The sequence below is a fragment of the Saccharothrix stipae genome (genome assembly GCF_054781895.1).
In genome coordinates this window covers 358,435-380,847 of sequence record NZ_BAAGTN010000002.1, presented here as the reverse complement: position 1 = coordinate 380,847, position 22,413 = coordinate 358,435, and the positions used below count along the sequence as shown (strand labels likewise).

At 73.2% G+C, this 22,413-nt stretch carries 24 protein-coding genes; 16 read left to right on the top strand and 8 right to left on the bottom strand.

Annotated features, from left to right (window positions below):
* Positions 1–13 precede the first annotated feature (13 nt).
* The 6 genes from ACYVLT_RS04585 (at position 14) to ACYVLT_RS04560 (ending at position 5,070) form a co-directional block, all read left to right on the top strand.
* Positions 14–1,222: a cytochrome P450 gene (locus tag ACYVLT_RS04585; RefSeq protein WP_461118824.1), complete on the top strand. Its 1,209-nt coding sequence runs from the start codon at positions 14–16 to the stop codon at positions 1,220–1,222.
* Between the two features lie 110 nt (positions 1,223–1,332).
* A complete protein-coding gene (locus ACYVLT_RS04580) occupies positions 1,333–1,557 on the top strand; it encodes an MbtH family protein (RefSeq protein WP_360447852.1) in 225 nt (74 codons plus the stop codon).
* Positions 1,557–2,501: an ATP-binding cassette domain-containing protein gene (locus ACYVLT_RS04575; RefSeq protein WP_461118823.1), complete on the top strand. Its 945-nt coding sequence runs from the start codon at positions 1,557–1,559 to the stop codon at positions 2,499–2,501. Before ACYVLT_RS04580 ends, ACYVLT_RS04575 begins: the two co-directional genes overlap by 1 nt.
* 135 nt (positions 2,502–2,636) lie before the next feature.
* Positions 2,637–3,887: a cation:proton antiporter gene (locus tag ACYVLT_RS04570; RefSeq protein WP_461118822.1), complete on the top strand. Its 1,251-nt coding sequence runs from the start codon at positions 2,637–2,639 to the stop codon at positions 3,885–3,887.
* Complete coding sequence (locus ACYVLT_RS04565; protein WP_461118821.1) at positions 3,884–4,393, top strand: flavin reductase family protein; 510 nt, start codon at positions 3,884–3,886, stop codon at positions 4,391–4,393. Before ACYVLT_RS04570 ends, ACYVLT_RS04565 begins: the two co-directional genes overlap by 4 nt.
* A gap of 83 nt (positions 4,394–4,476) precedes the next feature.
* Positions 4,477–5,070, top strand: coding sequence for a hypothetical protein (locus tag ACYVLT_RS04560; RefSeq protein WP_461118820.1), 594 nt, complete (start codon positions 4,477–4,479; stop codon positions 5,068–5,070).
* Here the strand turns inward: ACYVLT_RS04560 and ACYVLT_RS04555 are convergent, their stop codons facing one another.
* Both ACYVLT_RS04555 and ACYVLT_RS04550 read right to left on the bottom strand, forming a co-directional pair.
* A complete protein-coding gene (locus ACYVLT_RS04555) occupies positions 5,071–6,141 on the bottom strand; it encodes an LCP family protein (protein ID WP_461118819.1) in 1,071 nt (356 codons plus the stop codon).
* A complete protein-coding gene (locus ACYVLT_RS04550) occupies positions 6,138–6,644 on the bottom strand; it encodes a SigE family RNA polymerase sigma factor (protein ID WP_461118818.1) in 507 nt (168 codons plus the stop codon). The genes ACYVLT_RS04555 and ACYVLT_RS04550 overlap by 4 nt, the downstream gene beginning before the upstream one ends.
* Before the next feature lie 159 nt (positions 6,645–6,803).
* On the opposite strand from ACYVLT_RS04550, the gene ACYVLT_RS04545 reads away from it, so the two are divergent.
* The 3 genes from ACYVLT_RS04545 to ACYVLT_RS04535 all read left to right on the top strand — a co-directional run bounded on the left by ACYVLT_RS04545 (position 6,804) and on the right by ACYVLT_RS04535 (position 9,952).
* On the top strand, positions 6,804–7,502 hold the full coding sequence (locus ACYVLT_RS04545) for a Clp protease N-terminal domain-containing protein (protein WP_461118817.1): 699 nt from the start codon (positions 6,804–6,806) through the stop codon (positions 7,500–7,502).
* Between the two features lie 145 nt (positions 7,503–7,647).
* Positions 7,648–8,925 carry a DUF4032 domain-containing protein gene (locus tag ACYVLT_RS04540; protein WP_461118816.1) on the top strand — a complete coding sequence of 426 codons (1,278 nt, stop codon included), beginning with the start codon at positions 7,648–7,650 and terminating at the stop codon, positions 8,923–8,925.
* Positions 8,926–8,950: 25 nt separating this feature from the next.
* Positions 8,951–9,952 (top strand): YdcF family protein, encoded by a 1,002-nt coding sequence (locus ACYVLT_RS04535; protein ID WP_461118815.1) that lies wholly within the window; start codon positions 8,951–8,953, stop codon positions 9,950–9,952.
* Here ACYVLT_RS04535 and ACYVLT_RS04530 read toward each other — a convergent pair.
* Together ACYVLT_RS04530 and ACYVLT_RS04525 are read right to left on the bottom strand one after the other, a co-directional pair.
* Positions 9,942–10,070, bottom strand: a complete 129-nt coding sequence (locus ACYVLT_RS04530; protein ID WP_461118814.1) for a hypothetical protein — start codon at positions 10,068–10,070, stop codon at positions 9,942–9,944. The genes ACYVLT_RS04535 and ACYVLT_RS04530 overlap by 11 nt on opposite strands.
* Positions 10,071–10,115: 45 nt before the next feature.
* Positions 10,116–11,933 carry a S9 family peptidase gene (locus ACYVLT_RS04525; protein ID WP_461118813.1) on the bottom strand — a complete coding sequence of 606 codons (1,818 nt, stop codon included), beginning with the start codon at positions 11,931–11,933 and terminating at the stop codon, positions 10,116–10,118.
* A 166-nt stretch (positions 11,934–12,099) separates the two neighbouring features.
* Here ACYVLT_RS04525 and ACYVLT_RS04520 point away from each other — a divergent pair, with 166 nt between their 5' ends.
* A complete protein-coding gene (locus ACYVLT_RS04520; RefSeq protein ID WP_461118812.1) occupies positions 12,100–12,636 on the top strand; it encodes an ArsR/SmtB family transcription factor in 537 nt (178 codons plus the stop codon).
* A 91-nt stretch (positions 12,637–12,727) separates the two neighbouring features.
* Here ACYVLT_RS04520 and ACYVLT_RS04515 read toward each other — a convergent pair whose 3' ends face one another.
* Together ACYVLT_RS04515 and ACYVLT_RS04510 are read right to left on the bottom strand one after the other, a co-directional pair.
* Complete coding sequence (locus tag ACYVLT_RS04515; protein WP_461118811.1) at positions 12,728–14,644, bottom strand: FAD-dependent oxidoreductase; 1,917 nt, start codon at positions 14,642–14,644, stop codon at positions 12,728–12,730.
* A 102-nt stretch (positions 14,645–14,746) separates the two neighbouring features.
* Entirely contained in the window at positions 14,747–16,207 is a 1,461-nt protein-coding gene (locus ACYVLT_RS04510) for an aldehyde dehydrogenase family protein (RefSeq protein ID WP_461118810.1), read from the bottom strand.
* 125 nt (positions 16,208–16,332) lie between these two features.
* Here ACYVLT_RS04510 and ACYVLT_RS04505 point away from each other — a divergent pair, with 125 nt between their 5' ends.
* The 3 genes from ACYVLT_RS04505 (at position 16,333) to ACYVLT_RS04495 (ending at position 19,018) form a co-directional block, all read left to right on the top strand.
* Positions 16,333–17,997, top strand: a complete 1,665-nt coding sequence (locus tag ACYVLT_RS04505; RefSeq protein WP_461118809.1) for an IclR family transcriptional regulator domain-containing protein — start codon at positions 16,333–16,335, stop codon at positions 17,995–17,997.
* 120 nt (positions 17,998–18,117) lie between these two features.
* Positions 18,118–18,576 (top strand): DUF4383 domain-containing protein, encoded by a 459-nt coding sequence (locus tag ACYVLT_RS04500; RefSeq protein ID WP_461118808.1) that lies wholly within the window; start codon positions 18,118–18,120, stop codon positions 18,574–18,576.
* Positions 18,577–18,598: 22 nt separating this feature from the next.
* Positions 18,599–19,018, top strand: a complete 420-nt coding sequence (locus ACYVLT_RS04495; RefSeq protein WP_461118807.1) for a DUF6292 family protein — start codon at positions 18,599–18,601, stop codon at positions 19,016–19,018.
* A 100-nt stretch (positions 19,019–19,118) separates the two neighbouring features.
* Here ACYVLT_RS04495 and ACYVLT_RS04490 read toward each other — a convergent pair whose 3' ends face one another.
* Positions 19,119–20,291, bottom strand: coding sequence for a glycosyltransferase (locus ACYVLT_RS04490; RefSeq protein WP_461118806.1), 1,173 nt, complete (start codon positions 20,289–20,291; stop codon positions 19,119–19,121).
* A gap of 190 nt (positions 20,292–20,481) precedes the next feature.
* On the opposite strand from ACYVLT_RS04490, the gene ACYVLT_RS04485 reads away from it, so the two are divergent.
* The 3 genes from ACYVLT_RS04485 to ACYVLT_RS04475 are packed head-to-tail and all read left to right on the top strand — an operon-like array spanning position 20,482 to position 21,725.
* Positions 20,482–20,724: an acyl carrier protein gene (locus ACYVLT_RS04485; RefSeq protein WP_461118805.1), complete on the top strand. Its 243-nt coding sequence runs from the start codon at positions 20,482–20,484 to the stop codon at positions 20,722–20,724.
* 22 nt (positions 20,725–20,746) lie between these two features.
* Positions 20,747–21,238: a metallophosphoesterase family protein gene (locus ACYVLT_RS04480; protein ID WP_461118804.1), complete on the top strand. Its 492-nt coding sequence runs from the start codon at positions 20,747–20,749 to the stop codon at positions 21,236–21,238.
* Between the two features lie 52 nt (positions 21,239–21,290).
* The gene (locus tag ACYVLT_RS04475) at positions 21,291–21,725 is read left to right on the top strand and encodes a VOC family protein (RefSeq protein WP_461118803.1); all 435 of its coding nucleotides are present in this window, start codon (positions 21,291–21,293) and stop codon (positions 21,723–21,725) included.
* A gap of 37 nt (positions 21,726–21,762) precedes the next feature.
* On the opposite strand, the gene ACYVLT_RS04470 is transcribed toward ACYVLT_RS04475, so the two are convergent.
* Positions 21,763–22,398, bottom strand: a complete 636-nt coding sequence (locus ACYVLT_RS04470; RefSeq protein ID WP_461118802.1) for a class I SAM-dependent methyltransferase — start codon at positions 22,396–22,398, stop codon at positions 21,763–21,765.
* Between the last annotated feature and the right edge of the window lie 15 nt (positions 22,399–22,413).

Here is a 22,413-nt window from a genome sequence, read left to right as displayed (position 1 = left end):
ACCGCACCCCGCGATGATCGCCGATCCGGCCACCCTCGACCTCGCCGACCCGCAGACGTTCCTGGACGTGGACCTGCCCGAGCTGTGGCGCCACCTGCGCGCGGAGAACCCGGTGCACTGGAACGAGCCGCGCGGCGACAACCCCGGTTTCTGGGCGGTGACCCGCCACGCCGACTGCGTCGCCGCCTACAAGGACAACAAGCGGCTCACGTCCGAGCGCGGCAACGTGCTCACCACGTTGTTGCAGGGCAACGACTCCGCGTCGGGCAAGATGCTCGCCGTCACCGACGGGGAGCGGCACCGCGCGGTGCGCAACCTGATGCTCAAGTCGTTCTCGCCGCGGTTCCTGGAGTCCGTGGCCGAGCAGGTCCGCAAGCGCACCATGGCGTTGCTGTCGGAGGTGATCGCGCGCGGGTCGTGCGACTTCGCCACCGACGTGGCCGACCACATCCCGATCAACACCATCGGCGACCTGATGGACGTGCCCGCCGCGGACCGGGCGAAGCTCGTCGACTGGAACAACCGCACGTTGAGCCGGATCAGCTCCGAGGACAGCCAGATGGACGAGTGGCTGGCCCGCAACGAGATCCTGCTCTACTTCAGCGACCTGGCCGACCAGCGCCGCCGCAACCCCGGCGACGACGTGCTCAGCGCGTTGGCCAACGGCCTCATCGACGGCGAGCCGCTGGCCGAGGACGAGGTGGTGTTCAACTCCTACAGCCTGATCCTGGGTGCGGACGAGTCGAGCCGGATGTCGTCCATCGGCGCGATCCTCGCCCTCGCCGAGCACCCCGAGCAGTGGCGCGCGCTGAAGAACGGCGACGTCTCCCTCTCCACCGCGACCGAGGAAGTCCTGCGCTGGACCACGCCCGCGATGCACTTCGGCCGGCGCGCGGTGACCGACGTCGAGCTCGGCGGTCGCACCATCCGCGAGGGCGACGTGGTCACCATGTGGAACAGCTCGGCGAACTTCGACGAGGACGTGTTCGACGACCCGGCGCGGTTCGACCTGGGCCGCACGCCCAACCGGCACATCGCGTTCGGCTTCGGGCCGCACTTCTGCGTCGGCGCCTACCTGGGCCGCGCGCACGTGTCGTCGGTGCTGGAAGGCCTGCGCGACCTGGTGTCGGAGATCCACGTCGAAGGACCGCCCACCCGTCTGTACTCCAACTTCGTCTACGGCTACAGCAGCCTGCCCGTGCGGCTGTCGCCGCAATCCTGAAGCGCACCGCCCGGCCGAGCGCATCACCCATCTGTCAGCGCCCGGTCAGCGCGGGCCGAAAGCATTGACCAACTGGGGTCCCCCATCCGCCCGAGGGTACGGAGAACCGAATGACGAACCCCTTCGACGATCAGGACGGCAGGTTCCTCGTGTTGGTGAACGACGAGGGTCAGCACTGCCTCTGGCCCGCGTTCGCCGAGGTCCCAGCCGGGTGGACCGTCGCACTCGCCGAGTCCACCCGTGAGGCCGCGTTGTCCTACGTGGAGGACAACTGGACCGACATGCGACCCCGCAGCCTGCGCGAGGCAGGCGCCGGCGAGAGCAGGGCGAGCTGATGGACCTCGCCATCGAAGTCACCGGACTCCGCAAGACCTACGACAAGACCGAGGCCCTGCGCGGCATCGACCTGTCCGTGCGCACGGGTTCGGTGCTCGGATTGCTCGGTCCGAACGGCGCGGGCAAGACCACCGCCGTGCGGGCGCTGGCCACGTTGCTCGTGCCGGACGGCGGGCAGGCCAAGGTCGCCGGGTTCGACGTGGTGCGGGAGCCGCGCGAGGTGCGCCGCCGGATCGGCCTGGCCGGCCAGAACGCGGCCGTGGACGAGCTGCTGACCGGCCGGGAGAACCTGGTGCTGCTGGGCAGGCTGCTGCACCTGGGCGGTGCGGGCGCCCGCCGTCGCGCGCAGGAGCTGCTGGAGCGCTTCGACCTCGTGGCCGCGGGCGACCGCCCGGTGGGCACCTACTCCGGCGGGATGCGCCGCCGGCTCGACCTGGCCAGCTGCCTGGTGGGCCACCCGCAGGTGCTGTTCCTGGACGAGCCGACCACCGGGCTGGACCCGGCCAGCAGGCAGTCGCTGTGGAACACCGTGCGCGGCCTGGTCGCCGAGGGCATGACCGTGCTGCTGACCACCCAGTACCTGGAGGAGGCCGACTACCTGGCCGACCAGATCGTGGTCATCGCGGCCGGCCAGGTGATCGCCGACGGCACGCCGGACGAGCTCAAGCGCAAGGTCGGCCAGGAGTGGCTGGAGGTGGCCGTCGCGCTGCCCGACCGGCTGCCCGCCGCGGTGGGCGTGCTCGCGCCGCTGGCCGTGGACGAACCGACCACCGACCCGGCGAAGGGCCTGGTGAAGCTGCAACTGCGCGACGGCATGGACGGCATCGCCGCCGCCGCGGTCGCCCTCCGGGACGCGGGGGTGGACGTCGCCGACTTCGCGCTGCGCCGCCCGACCCTCGACGACGTGTTCTTCAACCTCGTCGGGCACCAACCGCAGAGCTGATCGACACGACCGCAGAAGGCACCACCGACCGGTGAGAAGGGACTTGGCCGTGCACATGCGCATCCCCAACTTCGCGGGCAGCCGCGCGCTGTCGATGACCAGGCATGACGTCCTCGGATCACCGGGGGCGCGACCATGAGCGACATCCTGTTGCGCGCGGGGCACGTGGTCGCCGTCCTGGCGGTCGTGCTGGTCGCGGCGTACCTGGGCCGGGTCGCCGCACGCGCGTCGCGGCAACCCGAGGTCATCGGCGAGATCCTGGCGGGCATCCTGGTGGTGCCCGCGGTGCTCGCGGTCGGCGGTGCGCCGACCCTGGCGGCGGTGCTGCCCACCGACGTCGTGGACCCGCTGAAGGTGATCGGCCAGATCGGCCTGGTGCTGTTCCTCGTCGGCGTGGCGCACGACCTGCGCCACGGCGGCTCCGTGCTCGGCGCACGCGCGGTCGGCTGGGTGACCGCCGGCTCGTTCGTGCCCGCCCTGCTGACCGGCCTGGCGATGGCCGCGTGGGTGATCTGGTCGGCCGACCCGGACCTGCGCGGCGACGCCTCCACGCCGGCGCTCGTGCTGATGGTCGCGGTCGCCCTGAGCGTCACCGCCGTGCCCGTGCTGGCCCGCGTGCTGGAGGACCGCGGGATGGTCGACAGCCCGGCGGGCAAGCTCTCCATGGCCGCGGCCGTGGTCACCGACTCGGCGGCGTGGGTGCTGCTGGTGGTGGCCGTCGGCATCTCCGGCGGTGTCGTGGTGTCCCTGGTCCTGGTCGCCCTCGGCGTCACGGTGACCGTGGTCGGCCGCATCCTGTTGCGCGGCCGGGTGCCCATGTCGACCGCCGAGCGCTTCCCCCGCGCCACCGGCGCCGCCGTCGCGGCGCTGGCGCTGCTGGTCGCGTTCCAGTTCGAGCACTGGGGCCTGACCGCCGTGTTCGGCGCGTTCGTGGTCGGCCTCGCGATCCCCGGCGGCGCGTGGGCCGAGGTCGTGCGACCCGTCATGGGGTTGGGCCGGTTGCTGGTGCCGGTGTTCTTCGTGGTGGCGGGCATGGGCGTGGCCAACGCGCCGCGCGGCTCGGTGCCGTGGGCCGCCATCGCGATCGCCATCGCGCTCGCCGTCGTCGGCAAGGTCGGCGGCGGCTACCTCGGCGGGCGGTTGGCCGGCCAGGACCGCCGCACCTCGATCACGGTCGGCGTGCTGGTGAACACCCGCGGCCTGACCGAGATCGTCGTGCTGCAAGCCGGGTACAGCGCCGGTCTGCTCCCCGTGCAGCTGTTCCTGGCCCTCGTGGTGATGGCGTTGGTGACGACCGGCATGACCGGTCCGCTGCTCTCCCTCATCGAACGCACCCGCGCCCCGAGGCGCGTGCCGGTCCCCGAGTTGCCCGGGAGCAGGTCATGACCCAGTCGCTGCCCGCGATCGAGATCGCCGAGTTCCGCACCCTGATGTCGCACTTCCCGACCGGCGTCGCCATCATCACCACCACCGCCGAGGACGACTCGCCGCGCGGCATGACCGTCTCGTCGGTGTGCAGCGTGACGTTGTCGCCGCCGACGCTGCTGGTCTGCCTGCGCAACGGCAGCCCGACCCTGGACGCCGTGCTCGCCCGCGGCGCGTTCGCGGTGAACTTCCTGCACGGCAACGCGAAGGCGGTGGCGGAGCTGTTCGCCTCCGGCGCGCCGGACCGGTTCGACCTGATCCCGTGGCACCTGCCACCCAGCGCGGGCGGCCCGCACCTGGTCGAGGACGCGCACGCGGTGGCCGACTGCAGGGTCAGCCGGACCGAGGCGGTCGGTGACCACACGGTGGTGTTCGGCGAGGCATTCCAAGTCGCGCAGGAACAAGGCCACCTGCCGCTGCTCTACGGGATGCGCGAGTACCAGGTCTGGCGCGCCGACCAGGGGTAGGGCTGGCCCTACCGGCAGTTGGAGAACCACGATCGCCCCGGCGGCCCCTGCCGCCGGGGCGGTTCGCCACTAGCCTCGGGAACGTGGCCCGGTTCTCGCCAGTCATCGCCAGGTACGTGCCGGAGAACTTCGACCTGTGGCCGGTGTCCGGCGGCAACGGCCCGTGGCTGCACCTCGACGGGACGGTGGACCACGCCGGGGTCGGCGCCGTGCTCTGCACGCTCTACCTGCACAGCGGCGGCCGGGGCGCGCGGACTGCGGACGCGGCCGTGCACGAGCTGATCGGCTTCGACAGCCTGTTCGGGCGTGGCGGTCTGCTGCTCGACGGCGACGACGGCGTGCGCGCCGAACCAGGCGGCACCGACCTGTTCGAGTGGCGCACGTGGCTCGGCGCGCTGCACCGCGCACCGGTCGACCTCGGTCACCCGCCCGCGCCGCGGGTCGAGTACGTGGGCGAGGACGTCGTCCGCGTGTGGGTGGACGACGGGCTCGACGTGCCGCACGTCGACTTACCCAGGCGTGCCCTGCCGGCGATGCTGCGCGCCGCTCAGCGCGACCTGGTCGACTTCCTCGGCCCGCTGCGCGGCTGGGCCGGCGTCCACTCGCCGCACCAGGCGGAACTCCTGGTGGCGAGCGTGGACGCCGGCCTGCAGATCACCGAGCCGTTGCCGCTGTAGCTAGCTCACGCAGTCGCGCTCCGGCTGCTGCCTGCCGGGCGCCTGGGTCTCCGTGGCCAGGGGCACGGTGAACCCGCCGGTCGGCGTGTCGGTGGCGCCGTCGGCGAAGAACCCCGCCGTGAACGCCCGGACCGCCGCCGGGTCGACCGCACGGCCCCGGACCGCGCCCGTGCCGTTCTCCACGTCGACCTCCGCGCCGAGCGGGATGATCGCGGTCCGCACGGTCGGGGTGATCCGCTGGGCGAACTCCAGCAGGTTCAGGTCCGGGTCCGTGCGCACGGTGGAGCGCGCCGCCTCGACCACCCGCGTCACCAGCGCCGGGTCCTGCGCGCCGACGACCTTCGCCGCCAGGGCGCGCAGGAACGCCTGCTGCCGCACGACCCGGTCCAGGTCGCCGTTGGGCAACCCGTTGCGCTGCCGCAGGAACGCCAGCGCCTGGTGTCCACCCAACAGGGTGCGCCCGGCGGGCAGGTCGACGCCGGAGAGGTCGTCGCGGGCCGGCCGGCGCAGGCAGACGTCCACCCCGCCCACCACGTCGGACAGCGCGGCGAAGTCCGCCACGTCGACCTCGGCGTGGTGGTCGACCTCGACGCCGGTCAGCGACTCGACCGCGGCCGCCAACGCCTCCGCGCCGGCGCTCGCGCTCGCCTGGCCGGTTCCGGCTGCCCGTGAGTAGGCCGAGTTCAGCCTGTCCACGCCGACGCCGGGCAGGTCGACCAACGCGTTCCGGGGCAGCCACACCGCGCTGACCGGGGTGTCCGCGGCGACCCGCACCAGCACGATCGAGTCGGTGTTCCCGGCGCCGTCCGTGCCGATCAGCAGCACGGTCCGCGCGGACGAGGGCGGCGGAGCCACCTGCCCGCCGGGCGGCGCGGCGGTCCGGTCCAGGCTCAGCGGCACGATGACCGCGACGGCCGCCGCGGCGGCGGTCAGGGTGGCCGCGGCGAACAACGCGATCGGCCGCCGCCGGGACCGCTCGCGCCGCAGGTGGGCCAAGACCTCGCGGTGGTCGACGGCCTGGTCGGCCTCGGCCGCGATGGCCTCCCGGATGAGAGCTTCGTGGTCGGTCATCGCAGCACCTCCGACGGCGTGTTCTCGTTGACCCGGAGCTTGTGCAGCGCGCGGGAGATGTGGCTGCGCACGGTGCCTTCCGTGCAGCCCAGGACTTCGGCGATCTCGGCGTCGGTGCTGTCCTCGTAGTAGCGCAGCACCAGCGCGGCCCGTTGCTTGCGCGGCAGCACGGCGATCCGGGCGCGCATCGCGTCCCGCTCGGCGTGCCGGATCGCGGGGTCGGCGACCGCGGGCGCCAGGTCCTCCAGCGAGACGTGGGTGGACGAGACGTCCCGGGCCGCCCGACGCCGCCGCCATGACAGGTACTCGTTGGTCACCATCCGCTTGACGTAGAGGTAGGGCACGTCCACCGCCCCGATCCGCGCCCACCGCTGCCGGGCGCGCAGCAGCACGTCCTGGACGATGTCCTGGGCGAGGTGCTTGTCGCACGTCAAGGCCGTGGCGTAGCGCAAGAGTCGATCGAGACGTTCGGTGACGAACTGGTCGTAGTCGTCGTCCGGCACGTCGCCCCCTTCTGCCGCTGTCGGTGTCGCGTTGCGGTCGGGAAACCCTTGAGAGGACGCGCCACGTTGAACCATCCGGGTGTGACCTGCGACACGGCTTGTGTGTAACCCCGTGAGGGGGTATGAATGGGGTTATAACGATTTGAGGAGGTCGGACGCGTGCCGAAGATCAACGTCTACCTGCCCGACGACCTGGCCGAGCAGGTCAAGGAGGCGGGCGTGCCGGTGTCCGCGGTGTGCCAGCGCGCGCTGGAGCAGGCCGTGCGGCGGATCGGCACGATCAGGGCGATCCGGCTGGACGAGCCGGCGACGCAGGACGCGGCGGCCCGGCAGTCGAGGTTCACCGACCGGCTGCGCACCGCGCTGCGGCTGGCCGCCGACCGCGCCCGGGCGGACGGTGCGGCGACCGTGGGCACCGGGCACCTGCTCGGCGGCGTGCTGGCGGAGGGGGCGAACCTGGCGTTGCGCGTGCTGCGGGCGATGGACGTCGACCCGGAGCGCGTGCACCTGCCCGAGCGGTCCGGCGACACCACACCCACCGCCTACGGCACCGCGGCCGCCGCCGCGCTGGAGCTGGCCGTCACCGAAGCGCTCACGCTGGGCCACAACTACGTCGGCTGCGAACACCTGCTGATCGGCCTGGTCGCGGAACCCGACGGCTCGGCGGGCCGGGTGCTGCGCGGCCTGGGCGTCGACCCGCGCGGCGCCCGCCAGGCCGTGGTGGCGGCGTTGAGCGGTCTCGCGCACCTCCAGGCCGCCACGGCGGCGCAGCCCGACCCGACCGCCGTGATCACCGCGGTGGTCCGCCGGGAACTCCAGCCGCTCGTCGAACGGATCGAACGCCTGGAGAGCGCCTGACCGGGCCGTGCGGTCCGCGGTCGCACCGGGGGGTCGGCCGCGGATCGCACGTTCTGGATCGTGATGACCAGGACACATCGCGTGGCTGGACGGCGTCGTGACGAGGTAGCTTCGGCGTCGTCCGCGCACCAGCCACGGGGAGCACATGCGATTCCTCTTCCGCCCACCCGCCACCGAGGCCGGTGGACTGCTCGCCCTGCCGTGGGCACAGCCCCTGGAGGAGTGGGACGAGAAGCTGTTGCTGACCGTCCCGCAGCGGGGCATCTCGCGGCACGTCGTGCGGTTCGTGGCCAGCGAAGGGCGCGTGTACGCGCTCAAGGAGATCTCCGAGGCGCTGGCCCGCCACGAGTACGCCGTGCTCGGTGAGCTGGAGGGGGAGGGGATGCCCTCGGTGTCGGTGCTCGGGCTGTGCGTCGACCGCCCCGACGACCAGCAGGCCATCCTGGTCACCCGCTACCTCGACCACTCCATGTCCTACCGCTACCTGTTCTCCAGCCCGCGCGGCGACCACTCGGCCGAGCGCCTGGTGGACGTGCTGGTCGAGCTGCTGGTGCGGCTGCACCTGTCCGGCACGTTCTGGGGCGACTGCTCGCTGTCGAACACGCTGTTCCGGCTCGACGCGGGCAACCTGGCCGCGTACCTGGTCGACGCCGAGACCGTCGAGCGCCACCCGCAGCTGTCGGACGGCCAGCGCACCTACGACGTGGACCTGGCGCGCGAGCGCATCGGCGGCGAGCTGATGGACCTCGAAGCGGGCGGCCTGCTGCCGGCCGACATCGACCCGGTGGTGGTGGCCGACAGCGTGCCCGAGCGCTACGCCGCGCTGTGGGACGAGGTGACCCGCGAGGAGTTCTTCCGGCTGGACGAACAGCGCTACCGGGTCGCCGAACGCCTGCGCCGGCTCAACGACCTCGGCTTCGACGTCGGCGAGGTCGAGCTCGTCACCTCCGACAGCGGCGCGCGGCTGCGGGTGGACATCCGGGTCGCCGAGATCGGCCAGAGCCGGCGCGAGCTGTTCAAGCTCACCGGCCTGGAGGTGCAGGAGGGCCAGGCCCGCCGCCTGCTCAACGACCTGCGCTCGTTCCGCGCGTACCTGGAGCAGCGCGACGGCGCGCCGGTGCCCGAGACCACCGCCGGGCACCTGTGGCGCAACGAGGTCTACGACCCGGTCGTCGCCGCCGTCCCACCCGACCTGCTCGGCGTGCTCGCGCCGGCGGAGCTGTTCCACGAGGTGCTGGTGCACCGCTGGTTCCTGTCCGAGAACGCGGGCCGCGACGTCGGCACCACCGCCGCGTTGCGCTCCTACCTCGCCACCGTGCTGCCGGACCGGGAGGCGGCGGAGCGGGAGGGCGACCTGGCGGACGGGGACCTGGAGTACGAGGACTTGGCGGACGAGGACTTGGCGGACGAGGGCCTCGCGTGACCGCGGGCCGTCTACATTGGCCCGCATGATCTTCGGGATCGCGGCGCTCGTGCCCGCTCTGTTCTTCGTGGTCGGCGTGATCCGCGACCGGCGGCGACTGGGCAACGCGGTGTGGCTCGGCGTGACGCTGGTGTTCCTCGTGCTGTGGTTGGTGTTCCGGGCCTCGGTGAACGGCGGGTGGTCCGCCGCCGTCGTCGGGTACGCGGTCGTGGTCCTGCTCCTGGGGTTGGGGTTCGTGCTGCCGGGCGCGTTGATCGCCAACGGCGTGCTGATGGTGCGCCGGGAGGGTTTCGGCCTGGCGAACCTGCTCTCGCTGCTCGCCGGGCTCGCGATCTTCGGCGTGGTGGCCGCGTTCGGGTTCGCCACCGCGCACACCGGACCCGCGGTGGACGCCGTGATCGGGTCGCTGCTGATCGTCGCGGCCTACGTCGCGTTCCTGTTCGTCAGCCTGCTGCTGTACTCGATCGTGTACGGCAGCATCGGCCGCCGCACGGGCTTCGACGCCGTGGTCGTGCTGGGCGCGGGCCTGATCGGCGACCGCGTGCCGCCGCTGCTGGCCGCGCGGCTGGATCGCGGCCTGCACCTGTACCGCCGGGAGGTCGCCGCGGGCCGCACGCCGCTGCTCGTCGTCTCGGGCGGGCAGGGTCCGGGCGAGGTGGTGTCCGAGGCGGCGGCGATGCGGGACTACCTGCTGCGGCACGGCGTGCCGGACGAGCTGATCGTGCCGGAGGACCGGGCGACCACGACCGAGGAGAACCTGGCCTACAGCGCCCGGCTGCTCGCCGAGCGGGGCTGGACCGGTCGGGCGGTCGCGGTGACCAACAACTTCCACGTCTTCCGCGCCGCCGTGCTGGCCCGCAGGCTGCGGTTGCGCATGCAGATCATCGGCGCGCCCACGGCGTGGTACTTCCTGCCCAGCGCGTTCCTGCGGGAGTTCGCCGCGCTGCTCACCCACAACCCGGTCGTGCACACCGTCACGTGCGGCCTGCTGGTCGGGCTGCACCTGCTGCTGACCCTCACACCCTGACCGTGAGCGAGGCCGTGTAGCCGGCGTCGACGTCGCCGGTGACGTGGGCCGGCTGCTCGTCGTGCCCGTCGCGGAACACGGGGTCGAAGGCGCGGCCGCGGTCGTGGATCGGCGTCATGCCGTCCACCACGACGCCGGTTCCTGTGGGCCGCCCGTGGAGTTCCTATGCGGTTCTTGGCTCCAGGTGCTCGGCGAACCAGGAGACGATCAGCTCGACCGCGTCGGCGAGCCCGGCCCGGTCGATGCCGTGCCCGACCCCGGGGTGCAGCACCAGCCGTGCCGGTTTGCCCAGCTCACGCAGCCTGCGGTACATCTGCTCGGACTCCTGCGGGTTCACGTTCTTGTCGTTCTCCCCGTGCATGATCAGCACCGGCGCGCGGAGCCGGTCGGCGTTCTCCAGCGGGCTGCGCTCGGTGAGGCGGGCCACGTCGTCGGGGTCGTCGGGGTCGCCGATCCAGTCCACCGCCCGCTTGCGCCAGGTCGGCGGGAACGACCGGATGTCGCTGAGCAGGTCCGACGGCCCGCACTCGCTCACCCCCGCCCGCCACAGGTGCGGCAGCAGGGTCAGGCACGCCAGCGCGGCGAACCCGCCGTAGGACGCGCCGTGCACGCCGACCCGCGTCGCGTCGGCCCACGGCACGTCGTCCAGCAGCCGGACCGACGCCTCCAGGTCGACCAGGTCGCCGCCGCCCCAGTCGCGGTAGATCAACCGCTGGTAGCGCATCCCGTAGCCGGACGACCCGCGGAAGTTCGGCGCGAGCACACCGATCCCGCGGTGCAACAACGCCTGCACCACCGGCTGGAACAGCGGCAGCGCCTGCACCTCCGGTCCACCGTGGACGGTCACCACGACCGGCGCGGGGTGCTCCGCGCTCGCCGACGGCGGCCGGTAGAGCAGGCACGGCACGGTGAGCCCGTCCGCGCCGACCGCGCGGACCACCGTCGGCGGCACGATCGGCGAGGGCAGGCCCGCACCGCAGTCGGTCAGCTGCCGGACCTCACCGCGCGGCAGGTCGACCAGGAACAGGTCGGTCGCCGCGTCCGGCCGGCCGAGCTGCACCAGGAGCTCGCCGGACGGCGTGAACCGCGGGGCGAACCCGTCGAGGCCGAACTCGGTGACCGCGACACCGGGCGGCAGCCCGACGACGTCGGCGGCCGGACCGCCCACGTCCGCCCACCGCAGCCGGGTGTAGCCGTCCTCGTTGACACCCCAGACCAGCCGAGTGCCGTCCGGTGCCGGCGCGGCGCCCTCCACATCGGACTCCGGCGTGTCGATCCAGGTCAGCCCGCCGTCGAGGGACAACACCGCGAGGCCGAGGAAGTCACGGCCCTGGGACGTGCACAGGTAGACGCCGGTGGCGTCGGGCAGCCACGCGACGGGCTGGTACTTCGCCGGACCCTCGTGCGGGGTGAGCAGCCGGACCGTGCCGTCGGCCAGGTCGCACGCGAACAGGTCCTGCTCGGTCTGCTGGTGCAGCCGCAGCACGAGCAGCAGCCGCGAGTCGGGCGAGAAGCCCATCGGCAGGTACCGGTCGTCGCCGTGCAGCACGATCCGCTCTTCACCGGTGCGCAGGTCGCGCACCAGCACGTCGAACACCTCGGGGTCGCGTGCGTTGGAGGCGTAGGCGAGCAGCGTGCCGTCGGCGTTGTAGGGCTGCCCGGTGCTGCCGAAGGGCGTGCCGATCTCGCACCGCACGCCGTCCTCGGCGACCAGCCACTCGACGTCGCCGGTCACCGGGTCGACCTCGGCGAGCCGGTGGTCCTCGCCGCCGTCGGGGTCGGTCAGCACGAGGAGCCGCGCGCCGTCCGGTCGCCACGCACACCGTTGGACGGACCCGGCGACCTCGATGTGCCGGGCTTCGCCGTCCAGCGGCAGCACCCAGGGCTGCGGTCGCCCGGAGGCGTCGCTCACGTACACCACGCTCTTGCCGTCGGGGCTGGGGTCGGCGCCGTGCAGCCACTCGAAGTCGGTCCAGCTCACCTTCGCACCTCCGCGATCCCGCGCCGCCGGTCGCCTGCCTGACCCGCCGTGCCCGGCCCCATCCTGCCCACCGCTACCCCCGGAGTGATTTCACTTTGTGCAATCGATAGCAGTGAACCAAATCGGTGACGGTCGCGGCAAGAGCGGGTGGGTTAGCCTCTTCGGCGTGCCGGTCCTGCCCGATCACCCCGCCCGCGACGCCACGGTCGAGGAGCTGAAGGCGCTCGCGCACCCGTTGCGCTGGCGGATCCTGCGGTTGTGCTGGGACCGGGCGTTGACCAACAAGGAGCTGTCGGACCGGCTCGACGTCGCGCCGGCGACCGTGCTGCGGCACGTGCGGGCGTTGGTGAAGGCCGGGTTCCTGGCCGCCGACCCGGTGCGCAGCGGCGCGCGCGGCGCGTTGGAGCGGCCGTACCGGGCGACCGGTCGGACGTGGCGGCTCGGGCTCGTCGACGTGGCGGGGGAGGGCCTGGCCCAGCGGGTGGACCTGGCGATGCTGGCCGCGCACCGCGCCGAGGTGCTGGAGGCCGGGCCGGACGCGAACCGGGAGACCGCCAGGGGGGTGCTGCGCCTCGGCGCGACGTCCCAGGCCGAGCTCAACGCCCGGCTGCTGGAGCTGATCACGGAGTTCGCCCGGCGCGACGAGCCCGACGGCGAGCCGTTGAGCTACCTGTGGTCCCTGGTGGCGCGTTCCGAGCGTTGAACTCGGGTGTTCTGAACGTAGGACTCTCGCGTTCTGGAGGTAGGACACGCGCGTGCTGGAGGTAGGACACGCGCGGGGGTTGGGTGGGTGGTTAGGCGGCGCCGGTTTGGTGGTTGGTGGTGGGCAGGGTGGTGGAGCCCAGGGCGTTCTCCAGTTGCTCCCAGCGCGTGACCAGGTCCGACATCATCAGCATCAGCACGTCGGGGAAGGCGTAGAGGAAGCTCTGGTAGCGGTAGTGGTCCAGGTAGAACACCACGACGTCGTCGCTGAGCGCGGTGACCGATGTGGTGCGGGCGTTGAAGAACAGGTCGTGGTGGCCGAGCACGGTGCCCGGCCCCAGCACCGCGCGCTGGTAGATGCCGCCGAAGTCGACCTCGACCTCGCCGCGCGCGACGAGGAACACCCCGTGCGCGGCCTCGTCCTCCCGGCAGATCGGGTCGCCCGCGGTGAAGGGGATCTCGTCGAACATCGAGGCGAGCGTCTCCAGCTCCGAGTCGACCAGCGAGGCGAACAGCCGCACCCCGTGCGGGTCGACGCACTCGCGCAGGCACGCCACCCGCTCGGTGAGCTCGCGGTCGGTGATGTGGGTCATCCGCATCCGCACGAAGCGCAGCATCCGGTCGGTGTTGCGCGACTGGCGACGTGAGGTGCCGGCGCTCGGCGGTGCGTAGAGGGCGGAGTCCCCGCTGATCCGCGCGGCTTCCCGCCGGCCGGACTCGTAGGCGCTGTGCACGCAGCCCCAGTGGTAGGGGTTGGTGCCCTCGCCGGCGAAGAACAGGCGGTCGCCGACCGGTTCGGCGAGCGTGCCGATGTCCTTGGCCGAGGAGTCGACGCCGATGCAGGTGTAGGTGCCCCGGGCGAACGGGTCGCTGGACCACGCGGTGCGCGAGACGAGCTCGGGCGCGGGCGCGCCGGCGCCGAAGAGGTCGTGCACGACGGTGGTGGCGTAGCCGGCGACCTCCTCGTCGGACCAGGTCTCCATCTCCCGGCCGAGCGAGGCGCCCAGCAGCATCACCAGCACCGGCTTGCCGTGCGACTTCCACATGCTGATGACGACCGTGGGGTAGCGGTCGGTGTCACGGCACAGGTAGCCGAACACGTACTGGTCCCTCGGCCAGAAGGGCTCGCGGTAGTGCAGGGCGATCTTGTTGAGGGTGCCGAAGCCGAGCCGGGCGATCGCCGACCGCTTGGCCTCGGGCAGCGAGGGCTCGAAGCGCACCGCGCCTGCCTTGAGCACGCCCAGCGGCACGGTCACCAGCACCTTGTCGGCCTCGAACCCGCCGCGGTCGGTGGTGACCCGCACCCGCCCGTCGCCGGTGTCGACCCGCGTGACCACGTGCTCCAGCCGCACGTCCAGCCCTTCGGCCAGGGCGTCGACCACGGACTGGTAGCCCTGGTGCAGGACGCTGTCGCCGTAGCCGTAGACCAGGTAGCCGTCCTCCCAGTACTGGAACGACAGCTTGTCGACGTCCTCGGCCACGTCCTCGCGCAGGATCACGTTGAGGTGGTAGCGGACCGCCTGCTCGTCCTCGGGCGACAGCCCGCGCTCGGCGAGCACCCGGCGGAGGGCCTCGCCGAGCGGCATGTCCGGGTGCTGCCCCTTGCGGGCGATCGCGGCCCGCCGTTCGAGCTCGTGCAGCACGTCGTCGGCCAGTTCCAGGGTGCGGCTCTTGTGGCGGTGGTTCGCCAGGCGGTTGTCCGCGCCGAACAGGTCCAGGCTGTCGAAGCCACCGGTGTAGGCGCTGTCGCCGCCCACGTAGCTGTACGGGATGCCCAGGTCCTCGACCAGTTCGGTGATCGGGTTGCCGTCGGTGCCGTGGATCCAGTGCGCGCCGAGGTCGACGCCGTGCTCGTCGGTCCGGATCCGCCCGCCGACGCGGTCACGTGCCTCCAGGACGGTGACGGGGTGGCCGAGGTCGCGCAGCGCCCGCGCCGCGGCCAGTCCGGCCATGCCGGCACCCACGACCAGGACGCTGGGCGGACCGTCGGTGTCGGCTCTTGCGGACATGACCTGATTGTCGGCCGGTCACCACGGGTACGGACAGTCCCGGATCGTGTGCTTGCCGCTGGTCCGACCGGGTTGTCCTCGGCCGGGCACCGGTACGGAGGGTCAGAACGGGTAGCGGGACGGGGTGGTGGCGACGGTGAGCCATCGGGTGGTCGTGAAGGCGTCCACGCCCCAGCGCCCGCCGAAGCGGCCGTAGCCGCTGGCCTGCACGCCGCCGAACGGCGCCTGCGGCTCGTCGTCCACGGTCTGGTTGCCGACGTGCACGATCCCGGTGCGCAGCCGACGCGCGACGGCGAGGCCCCGGCGGGTGTCCTCGGTCAGGACACCGGCGGTGAGGCCGTACTCGGTGTCGTTGGCGAGCGCGATCGCCTCCTCGTCGTCGGCCACCGCGAGCACGGTCACCACCGGGCCGAAGACCTCCTCGTGGTGGATCCGCATGTCCGGCGTGACGCGGTCCAGCACGGTCGCCGGGTACCGGGCGCCCTCCGGTGGGCCACCGCCCGCGCGCACCCTCGCGCCGCGCCCGACCGCGTCGGCCACCAGGTCGGCCACCCGCCGCGCCGACGTGGCGCCGATCAGCGGACCGACCACCGTCGCGGGGTCGGTCGGGTCACCGTGCGGCAGCCCGGCGACCTTCATCGCCAGCCGTGCGGTGAACTCCTCCACGATCGACTCGTGGACCAGGACGCGGTCGGCCGACATGCACACCTGGCCCGCGTTGGCGAACGCGCCGAAGGCCACCGCGTCCACCGCGTGCCCCAGGTCGGCGTCGTCCAGCACCAGCACGGCGTTCTTGCCGCCCAGTTCGAGCACGGCGGGCTTGAGGCGGCGCGCGGCCGACTCGCCGACCACCCGACCGACCCGGGTGGAGCCGGTGAAGTTCACCAGTCGCACCCGGTCGTCACCGATCAGCGCCTCGGCGACGACCGCCGCGTCCGCCCGGTCGTTGGTGACGACGTTGAGCACGCCGTCGGGCAAGCCCGCCTCGCGCAGCACGTCGGCGAGGAACAGCCCGCTCGCGATCGGCGCGTCCTCGCTCGGCTTGAGCACCGCGGTGTTGCCGACGGCGAGCGGTGTCGCGATCGCCCGCGCGCCCAGGATCAGCGGCGCGTTCCAGGGCGCGAACGCCGCCACCACGCCGACCGGTTCGCGCACCGCCAGCGACAGCCGGCCCTCGGCCTCGGTGGCCAGCACGTCGCCGACGGGCTGGGTGACCGCCGCGGCGGCCTCGCGCAGGACGCTCGCCGCGAACCCCACGTTGAAGTGCGCCCACCCGGCCACCGCGCCCACCTCGGCGGCCATCAGCGCGACCGCCTCGGCGGCCCGCGCCTCCAGCACGTCGGCCGCCCGCAGCACGATCGCCCGCCGCGCGGACGGTGGCAGCGCCGACCACGACCCGAACGCGGTGTCGGCCGCCTCCACCGCCCGCCGCACGTCGACGACACCGGCGGCGGCGACGGTCGCGTACACCTCGCCGGTGTGCGGGTCGAGGTCGGCCGTGGTCCGCCGGTCCGCGGCGGGCACGTCCCGGCCGCCGATGAGGAGTCCGCGCGTCAGGGTCATCAAGGCTCCGTTCGCTGAGCGAAATCCGGTTCGCTGGAGGTGCACCGAGTGTCGTTCGACCGCCCGTCCCCGTCAAGGTCCGCCTACGATGTCCCCCCGGACACCGCGACCAGACTGGAACCGACGTGCAGTTCGCCGCCACCACCACCGAGGCCGCGGGCACGTTCGAACGCGGGCTCGCCGTGCTGCACGCCGTCGCCACGCACCCCGAGCCGAGGCTGCGCCGGGGCGACCTGGCCAAGGCGAGCGGCCTGCCGCGCGCCACCGTCGACCGCGTCACGGCAACCCTGCTGCACCTCGGCCACCTGCGCGCCGACGGTCACGACCTGCGGCTCGCGCTGCCCGCCATGGAGCCGGGCAACGCCTACCTCGCGTCGTGCGGGCTGGTCGGCCCGCTCGCGCCGCTGCTCACCCGGCTCGCCGACGAGCTGGACGAGTCGGTGACGCTCGCCGTGCCCGACGACGACGGCGCCCGGCTGATCGCCCAGTCGACCCGGCGGCGTGCCGTCTACCTGGCGTTCCACGTCGGCGCCGTGCTGCCGGACGACCGCACCGCCGCGGGTGTGGTGCTGGCCGCGACCTGGGGCGAGGAGCGGTTCGAGACGTGGCGGCACCGCCGCACCGCCGACCCGCTCGACACCGGGTTCCCCGCCGTGCCGACGCTGACCGACCCGCCACCGGACCGCGAGGCGGTGTTCCGGGCCCGCGTCGAGCAGGCCCGTGCGCGGGGCTGGTCGCTGGACGACCAGTGGGTCGAGCCGGGGCTGCTGGCCATCTCCGCGCCCGTGCACGACCCGGCCGGCCGGCCGGTGGCGGCGGTGAGCGTGTTGAGCCACACCAGCAGGCACACCGCCGGCACGTTCCCGGACACCGTGCTGCCACGGCTGCGTGCCGCGGTGGCGGACATGGAGGCGGCACTGCGCGAGACCCGCCGGGTCACCGAGCGGATCCCTCCCCGGCGGACCGTGCCTCCCGCCGACGACCCGCGATCCGCGAAGGCGGAACTGGGCATGAGCTTCCTGGAAGGCCTCGCCAGGGGCTTGGCCGTGCTCACGGCGTTCCGGGAAGCACCGGACGGCCACACGATCGCGACCGCCGCGGCGGCGTGCGGCCTGGCCCGTGCCACGGCGCGTCGGGCACTGCACGTGCTGTGCGACGCGGGCTACGCGGAGACCGACGGCAGGCGGTTCGTGCTGCTGCCGAAGGTGCTCGACCTGGGTTACGCCCGCCTCGCGCCGCTCACGTTGTCCGACATCGCCCAACCGCACCTCGCCGACCTGGCCGCGGGCGTGGGCGAGTCGGCGTCGATGGCCGTGCTCGAAGGCGACCGGGTCCGGTACGTGGCGCGGGTCGCGGCCGGCCGGGTCGTGCGGGTCGACATCGCGATCGGCACCCGCCTGCCGGCGTACGCCACGTCGATGGGCCGCGTGCTGCTGGCCGACCTCCCCGCCGCCGAACGGGCCGAGCTGATCCGCGCCGCCGACCCGCGCCCGCTGACCGGCCGCACGCTCGTGGACCCCGACGCGCTGGAAGCCGCCGTGCACGCGGTCGTCCGGGACGGCTGGGCGATGGTGGACGAGGAGCTGCACGAGGGTCTGCGCTCGCTGGCGGTCGGCGTGCGCGACCGGTCCGGCGCGGTGGTCGCGGCGGTCAACGTGGCCCTGCACGTCGGCCGCGCCACGCCGGAGGAGGCCGTGCGGTGGCTGTTGCCCGAGCTGCGCGCCGCCGCCGACCGGATCGAGGCTGACCTGGCCGTGGCGTTCGACCAGGTCCCGCTGGTCGTGCACTGACCCGGTGCGCGCTTCCACCGGGCCCGGTGCGGGTGGTGCGGGGACGGGTCGTTTGCCCCACCCGACTCCGGGTAGTCGGACGGCATCGGAAGTGGGTTCCGCGATGCGACGGGAGTCGACATGTCCAGACCCGACACAACCACGTCACGCACACCGGTCCAGCTGGCCGCCACGGTGGTGGGCGCGGTGTTCCTCGTGGTCGGCATCGCCGGGTTCATCCCGGGACTGACCACCAACTACGACACGCTGCGGTTCGCGGGTCACGATTCCCAGGCCATGCTGCTCGGCGTGTTCGCCGTCTCGATCCTGCACAACATCGTGCACCTGGCGTTCGGCGCCGCGGGCCTGGCGATGGCCAGGACGGCGCGCAACGCGTTCCTGTACCTCGTCGCCGGTGGTGTGGTGTACCTGCTGCTGTGGCTGTACGGCCTCATCATCGACCACGACAGCGCGGCGAACTTCGTGCCGGTGAACACCGCCGACAACTGGCTGCACCTGGTGCTGGGCCTCGGCATGATCGCGCTCGGCTTCGCGCTGGGCCGCTCGGCCCGGGCCGACGGCCTGCCGCGGGCCACCTGACCCGGGAACGGCGGCGAGCGGCGTGGACCCGGACTTCGACCCGGACTTCGGCGACACGCCGACCTGCGGCCTGCGGCGTTACGTGCGGGCCGTCGCGGCGGGCCTGGGCTTGGCGGGCCAGTGCTGGCACGTCGACCCGGGCCCGCCCGCGACGGCCGGGCTCGCCGTGGCCGCGACCCTGCCGTCGTTCCCCGACCGGGACTTCGCCCTGCTGTGGGACGAGGAGTACGGCTGGGCCGCCACCGTCCGCGCGGGCCACGACGAGCCACCGGTCGTCATCACCTACCTGGGTGGCGACGTGCTGCCGGGGCCGGCCGAGGTGGCCACCTTCGTGGCCGCGCTGAGGTACGACCGGCACCCCGGCGACCCGAGGCCGATCCGGTTGCGCGCGTACGGCACCCCCGACGACCTCGTGGACCGCCTCCGCACCTACCCCTCGTGACCGACCCGGGCCCCGCCGGCGAGCATCCCGCCGGCGAGCCGTCCCGCGAGCCCTTCCGCCGGCGCGAGCACATCGCCTCGCAACCGCGGTCGCGGCGCGGTCAGCCGTCGTGCACCGACGCCTCCACCGTCTCCGGCCGGCCGGCTGCCTCGCGATAGACGCGGATCGTCTCGGCGGCGATCCGGACCGTGCTGTACCGGGCGTCGACGCGGTCGGCGCCGGCTATGCCGTAGGCCTCGCGGCGGGCTTCGTCTGCCAGCAGGGAGCGCAGCGCCCGGGCCAGCGCGCGTGGGTCGTCCGGCGGCACGAGCAGCCCCGTGACGCTGTCCACGACCGTGTCCGTCGCCGCGCCGACGGTGGCGGCCACGACCGGCACGCCGCACGCCATGGCCTCCAGCGGCGTGACGCCGGGCGAGTCCGGCGCGCCGCACACGACCACGTCGGCGGACCTCATCAGCGCGGGCATCGCCGCCCTGGGCACCCGGCCGACCAGCCGCACCCGGTCGCCGACCCCGGACGTGCCGGCGTGCTCGCGCAACCGGCGCACGTCCTCCGCCCGGCCGCCGACGACCACCAGTTCGGTGTCCCACACCGACCGCAACGCGGTGATCACGTCACCGGCGCCGGCGGCGGGGCAGACCAGCCGGTGCGGCAGCGGCCGGTTCAGCCGCGGTCCCTCCGGCTTGAACTGCTCGACGTCCACGGCCTGCGGCACCAGGGCGATCCGGGCCCGCGGCACGCCCATGCGCACCAGCTGGTCCTTCTCGTCGGTGCAGCGGGCCACCACCCGGCTCGCCTCGCGCCCGATCAACCGCTCGGTGGACAGCCGCGCCTCCGGCACGGCCTCGTCACCCGAGTGCTGCACCACCACCCCCAACGAGTGGAACGTCTGCACCACCGGCACGTCGAGGCCGTTGGCGGCCAGCACCGACGCCACGCCGGACGTCCAGTAGTGGGCGTGCACGACGTCCGGCGGGTCGACCCGCCACTGCGCGCGCAGGAACCGGGTGAACTCGTCCAGGTGAGGCAGGAGCTCGTCCGGGTGAATCGGGCTGGGCGGCCCGGCCGTCACGTGCACCACGTCGTAACCGAGCCGGGTGCGCACCACATCGGGTGATCGAGGGGAGTCACGACGGGTGTGCACCACGACGTCGTGACCGCAGGCGGTGAGGGCCGCCGCCAAATCGGCGACGTGGACGTCCTGGCCGCCCTCCTCGGCATCGCCGAGCACGGGCAACGGGTTCGCGTGCGCCGAAACGAGCGCGATTCTCATGGGTTTTCCTCCAGCCGCGGATGCGGAACCGACCGCGTCACGTCCGCTTAGGCTGTCGTCTCAACCCAAGTTGGCACCGTACAAGCAACCTACGGCCGCTGCCACCGGAGCGCATGACGAGACGTGTGGTTGGCCGGGCGGCTGCCGGGTATGGCACAGGGCGACCACGCTCGACGACCGAGGAGGGATCATGGCCACCGGGGAGACCGGCTTCGACGACGTCAGCTACGACCTGATCTCCGTGCAGTACCACGCGCTCAAGGCCGGCCACGACTACGGCCAGTACGTCCGGGACGCGGAGAACGCGGGCAAGCAGGAGATCGCCGACTTCTTCCGCCGCGTGATGGAGGAGGACTCCGCGCGCGCCAAGCAGTGCCACGAGTTCCTCAAGGAGCTGTCCCTCAGCGGCGACGCGGGCCCGGCCCTCGGCTGAGCCGGACGGTGGGTCGAGCGCCATGCGGGTGGTCGTGCTGTCCGACACCCACGCGCCCCGGCGGTGGAAGTCGTGTCCCCCGGCGGTGGCGGAGCACCTGCGCCACGCGGACGTCATCCTGCACGCCGGTGACGTCTGCGTGGCGGCCGTGCTGGACGAACTGGCCCAGTACGCGCCGGTGACCGCGGTGTGCGGCAACAACGACGGGCCGGACGTGGTCGAGTGGGGCGCGCCGGAGACCGTCGAACTCGACCTGGCCGGACTGCGGGTGGCGATGATCCACGACAGCGGCCAGGCCACCGGCCGCACCGCGCGGATGCGCCGCCGGTTCCCCGGGGCCGACCTGGTGGTGTTCGGCCACTCCCACATCCCGATGGACGTCACCGGCGACGGCGTGCGCGTGTTCAACCCCGGCTCGCCCACCGACCGCCGACGTCAACCGCACGGCACCGTCGGCCTGCTCGACATCGCGGACGGCGCACTCGTGACCGCCCGGATCGTCCCGGTCACCTAGCGCGTGGCCCACCGGATCCCGGTGAAGATCACGCGCCACTATGGTGGGACCCATGGCGTCGGTCAGGCAGGTCCAGGTCACCTTCGACTGCGCGGAACCCGAGCGCGTCGCCCGGTTCTGGTGCGAGGTGCTGGGCTACGTCGTGCCGCCGCCACCGGACGGGTTCGCCACCCGGGACGACTACGACCGCTCGTTGCCGCCGGAGCGCCGGGGTGCGGACTTCGCCTGCACCGATCCCACGGGGGTGGGTCCGCGGCTGTTCTTCCAGCGCGTGCCCGAGGGCAAGGTCGTCAAGAACCGGGTGCACCTCGACGTGCGGGTCGGCACCGGGCTCGTGGGTGAGCAGCGCCTCGCCGCGCTGGAGGCCGAGTGCGCGCGACTGGTCGCGCTCGGCGCGGTCCGCGTGCGACTGCTGCCCGCCGACGGCGTGGACGAGTCCTGCATCGTGATGCAGGACGTCGAGGGCAACGAGTTCTGCCTGGACTGAGCCCGCGACCGGGCGGGCCGCGGGCGGGTGGGCGTGCTCAGCGCCGGCACAGCAGCACCCCGCCGGGCACGTCCGCGTCCGGTTCGAGGAGCACCTGCGCCTCGACGGTGAAGCCCGCGGCACGCAGCCAGGTCGCCACCCGCTCCACGGGGCGCCGGTGCACGTGCAGCGACATCGGGTGCCCGCCGTACCCCTCGGTCTTGAGGTGGTCGCGGTCGCCGACGTGGAAACCGACCATGACCACGCCACCGGGGCGCAGCACGCGGTGGAAGTGCGCGAACACCGTCGGCACCTCCGCGTCCGGGACGTGGATGACGGAGTAGAACGCCAGCACGCCGCCGACCGAGCCGTCGGCCAGGTCGAGGTCGGTCATCGAGCCGACCTCGAACCGCAGCCCGGGGTGGTCGCGGCGGGCGATCTCGACCATCCGGGGCGAGAGGTCGATGCCGAAGGCGTCCACCCCGAGGCCGGCGAGGTGGGCCGCGATCAACCCGGGTCCGCACCCGACGTCGGCCACCGGCCCGCCCAGCTGGCGCGCCGCCTCGGCGAACAGCGCCAGGACACCGCGCAGCAGCGGGGCCGTCGCCAACGCCCCGCGGGTGAAGTCGGTGTAGCTCTCGGCCACGGTGTCGTAGGAAACCCTGGTGTCGGTCAACCAGTCGTGTGCGGTCACGGCCGAGACGCTATC

Excerpts from the sequence above, each read along its gene's own strand:
- ACYVLT_RS04490 (WP_461118806.1), bottom strand. The coding sequence starts at position 20,291 with ATGAGAATCGCGCTCGTTTCGGCGCACGCGAACCCGTTGCCCGTGCTC.
- ACYVLT_RS04565 (WP_461118821.1), top strand. The coding sequence starts at position 3,884 with ATGACCCAGTCGCTGCCCGCGATCGAGATCGCCGAGTTCCGCACCCTG.
- ACYVLT_RS04555 (WP_461118819.1), bottom strand. The coding sequence starts at position 6,141 with ATGACCGACCACGAAGCTCTCATCCGGGAGGCCATCGCGGCCGAGGCC.
- ACYVLT_RS04510 (WP_461118810.1), bottom strand. The coding sequence starts at position 16,207 with ATGACCCTGACGCGCGGACTCCTCATCGGCGGCCGGGACGTGCCCGCC.
- ACYVLT_RS04475 (WP_461118803.1), top strand. The coding sequence starts at position 21,291 with ATGGCGTCGGTCAGGCAGGTCCAGGTCACCTTCGACTGCGCGGAACCC.
- ACYVLT_RS04480 (WP_461118804.1), top strand. The coding sequence starts at position 20,747 with ATGCGGGTGGTCGTGCTGTCCGACACCCACGCGCCCCGGCGGTGGAAG.
- ACYVLT_RS04515 (WP_461118811.1), bottom strand. The coding sequence starts at position 14,644 with ATGTCCGCAAGAGCCGACACCGACGGTCCGCCCAGCGTCCTGGTCGTG.
- ACYVLT_RS04530 (WP_461118814.1), bottom strand. The coding sequence starts at position 10,070 with ATGACGCCGATCCACGACCGCGGCCGCGCCTTCGACCCCGTGTTCCGC.
- ACYVLT_RS04585 (WP_461118824.1), top strand. The coding sequence starts at position 14 with ATGATCGCCGATCCGGCCACCCTCGACCTCGCCGACCCGCAGACGTTC.
- ACYVLT_RS04500 (WP_461118808.1), top strand. The coding sequence starts at position 18,118 with ATGTCCAGACCCGACACAACCACGTCACGCACACCGGTCCAGCTGGCC.
- ACYVLT_RS04570 (WP_461118822.1), top strand. The coding sequence starts at position 2,637 with ATGAGCGACATCCTGTTGCGCGCGGGGCACGTGGTCGCCGTCCTGGCG.
- ACYVLT_RS04535 (WP_461118815.1), top strand. The coding sequence starts at position 8,951 with ATGATCTTCGGGATCGCGGCGCTCGTGCCCGCTCTGTTCTTCGTGGTC.
- ACYVLT_RS04580 (WP_360447852.1), top strand. The coding sequence starts at position 1,333 with ATGACGAACCCCTTCGACGATCAGGACGGCAGGTTCCTCGTGTTGGTG.
- ACYVLT_RS04540 (WP_461118816.1), top strand. The coding sequence starts at position 7,648 with ATGCGATTCCTCTTCCGCCCACCCGCCACCGAGGCCGGTGGACTGCTC.
- ACYVLT_RS04485 (WP_461118805.1), top strand. The coding sequence starts at position 20,482 with ATGGCCACCGGGGAGACCGGCTTCGACGACGTCAGCTACGACCTGATC.
- ACYVLT_RS04575 (WP_461118823.1), top strand. The coding sequence starts at position 1,557 with ATGGACCTCGCCATCGAAGTCACCGGACTCCGCAAGACCTACGACAAG.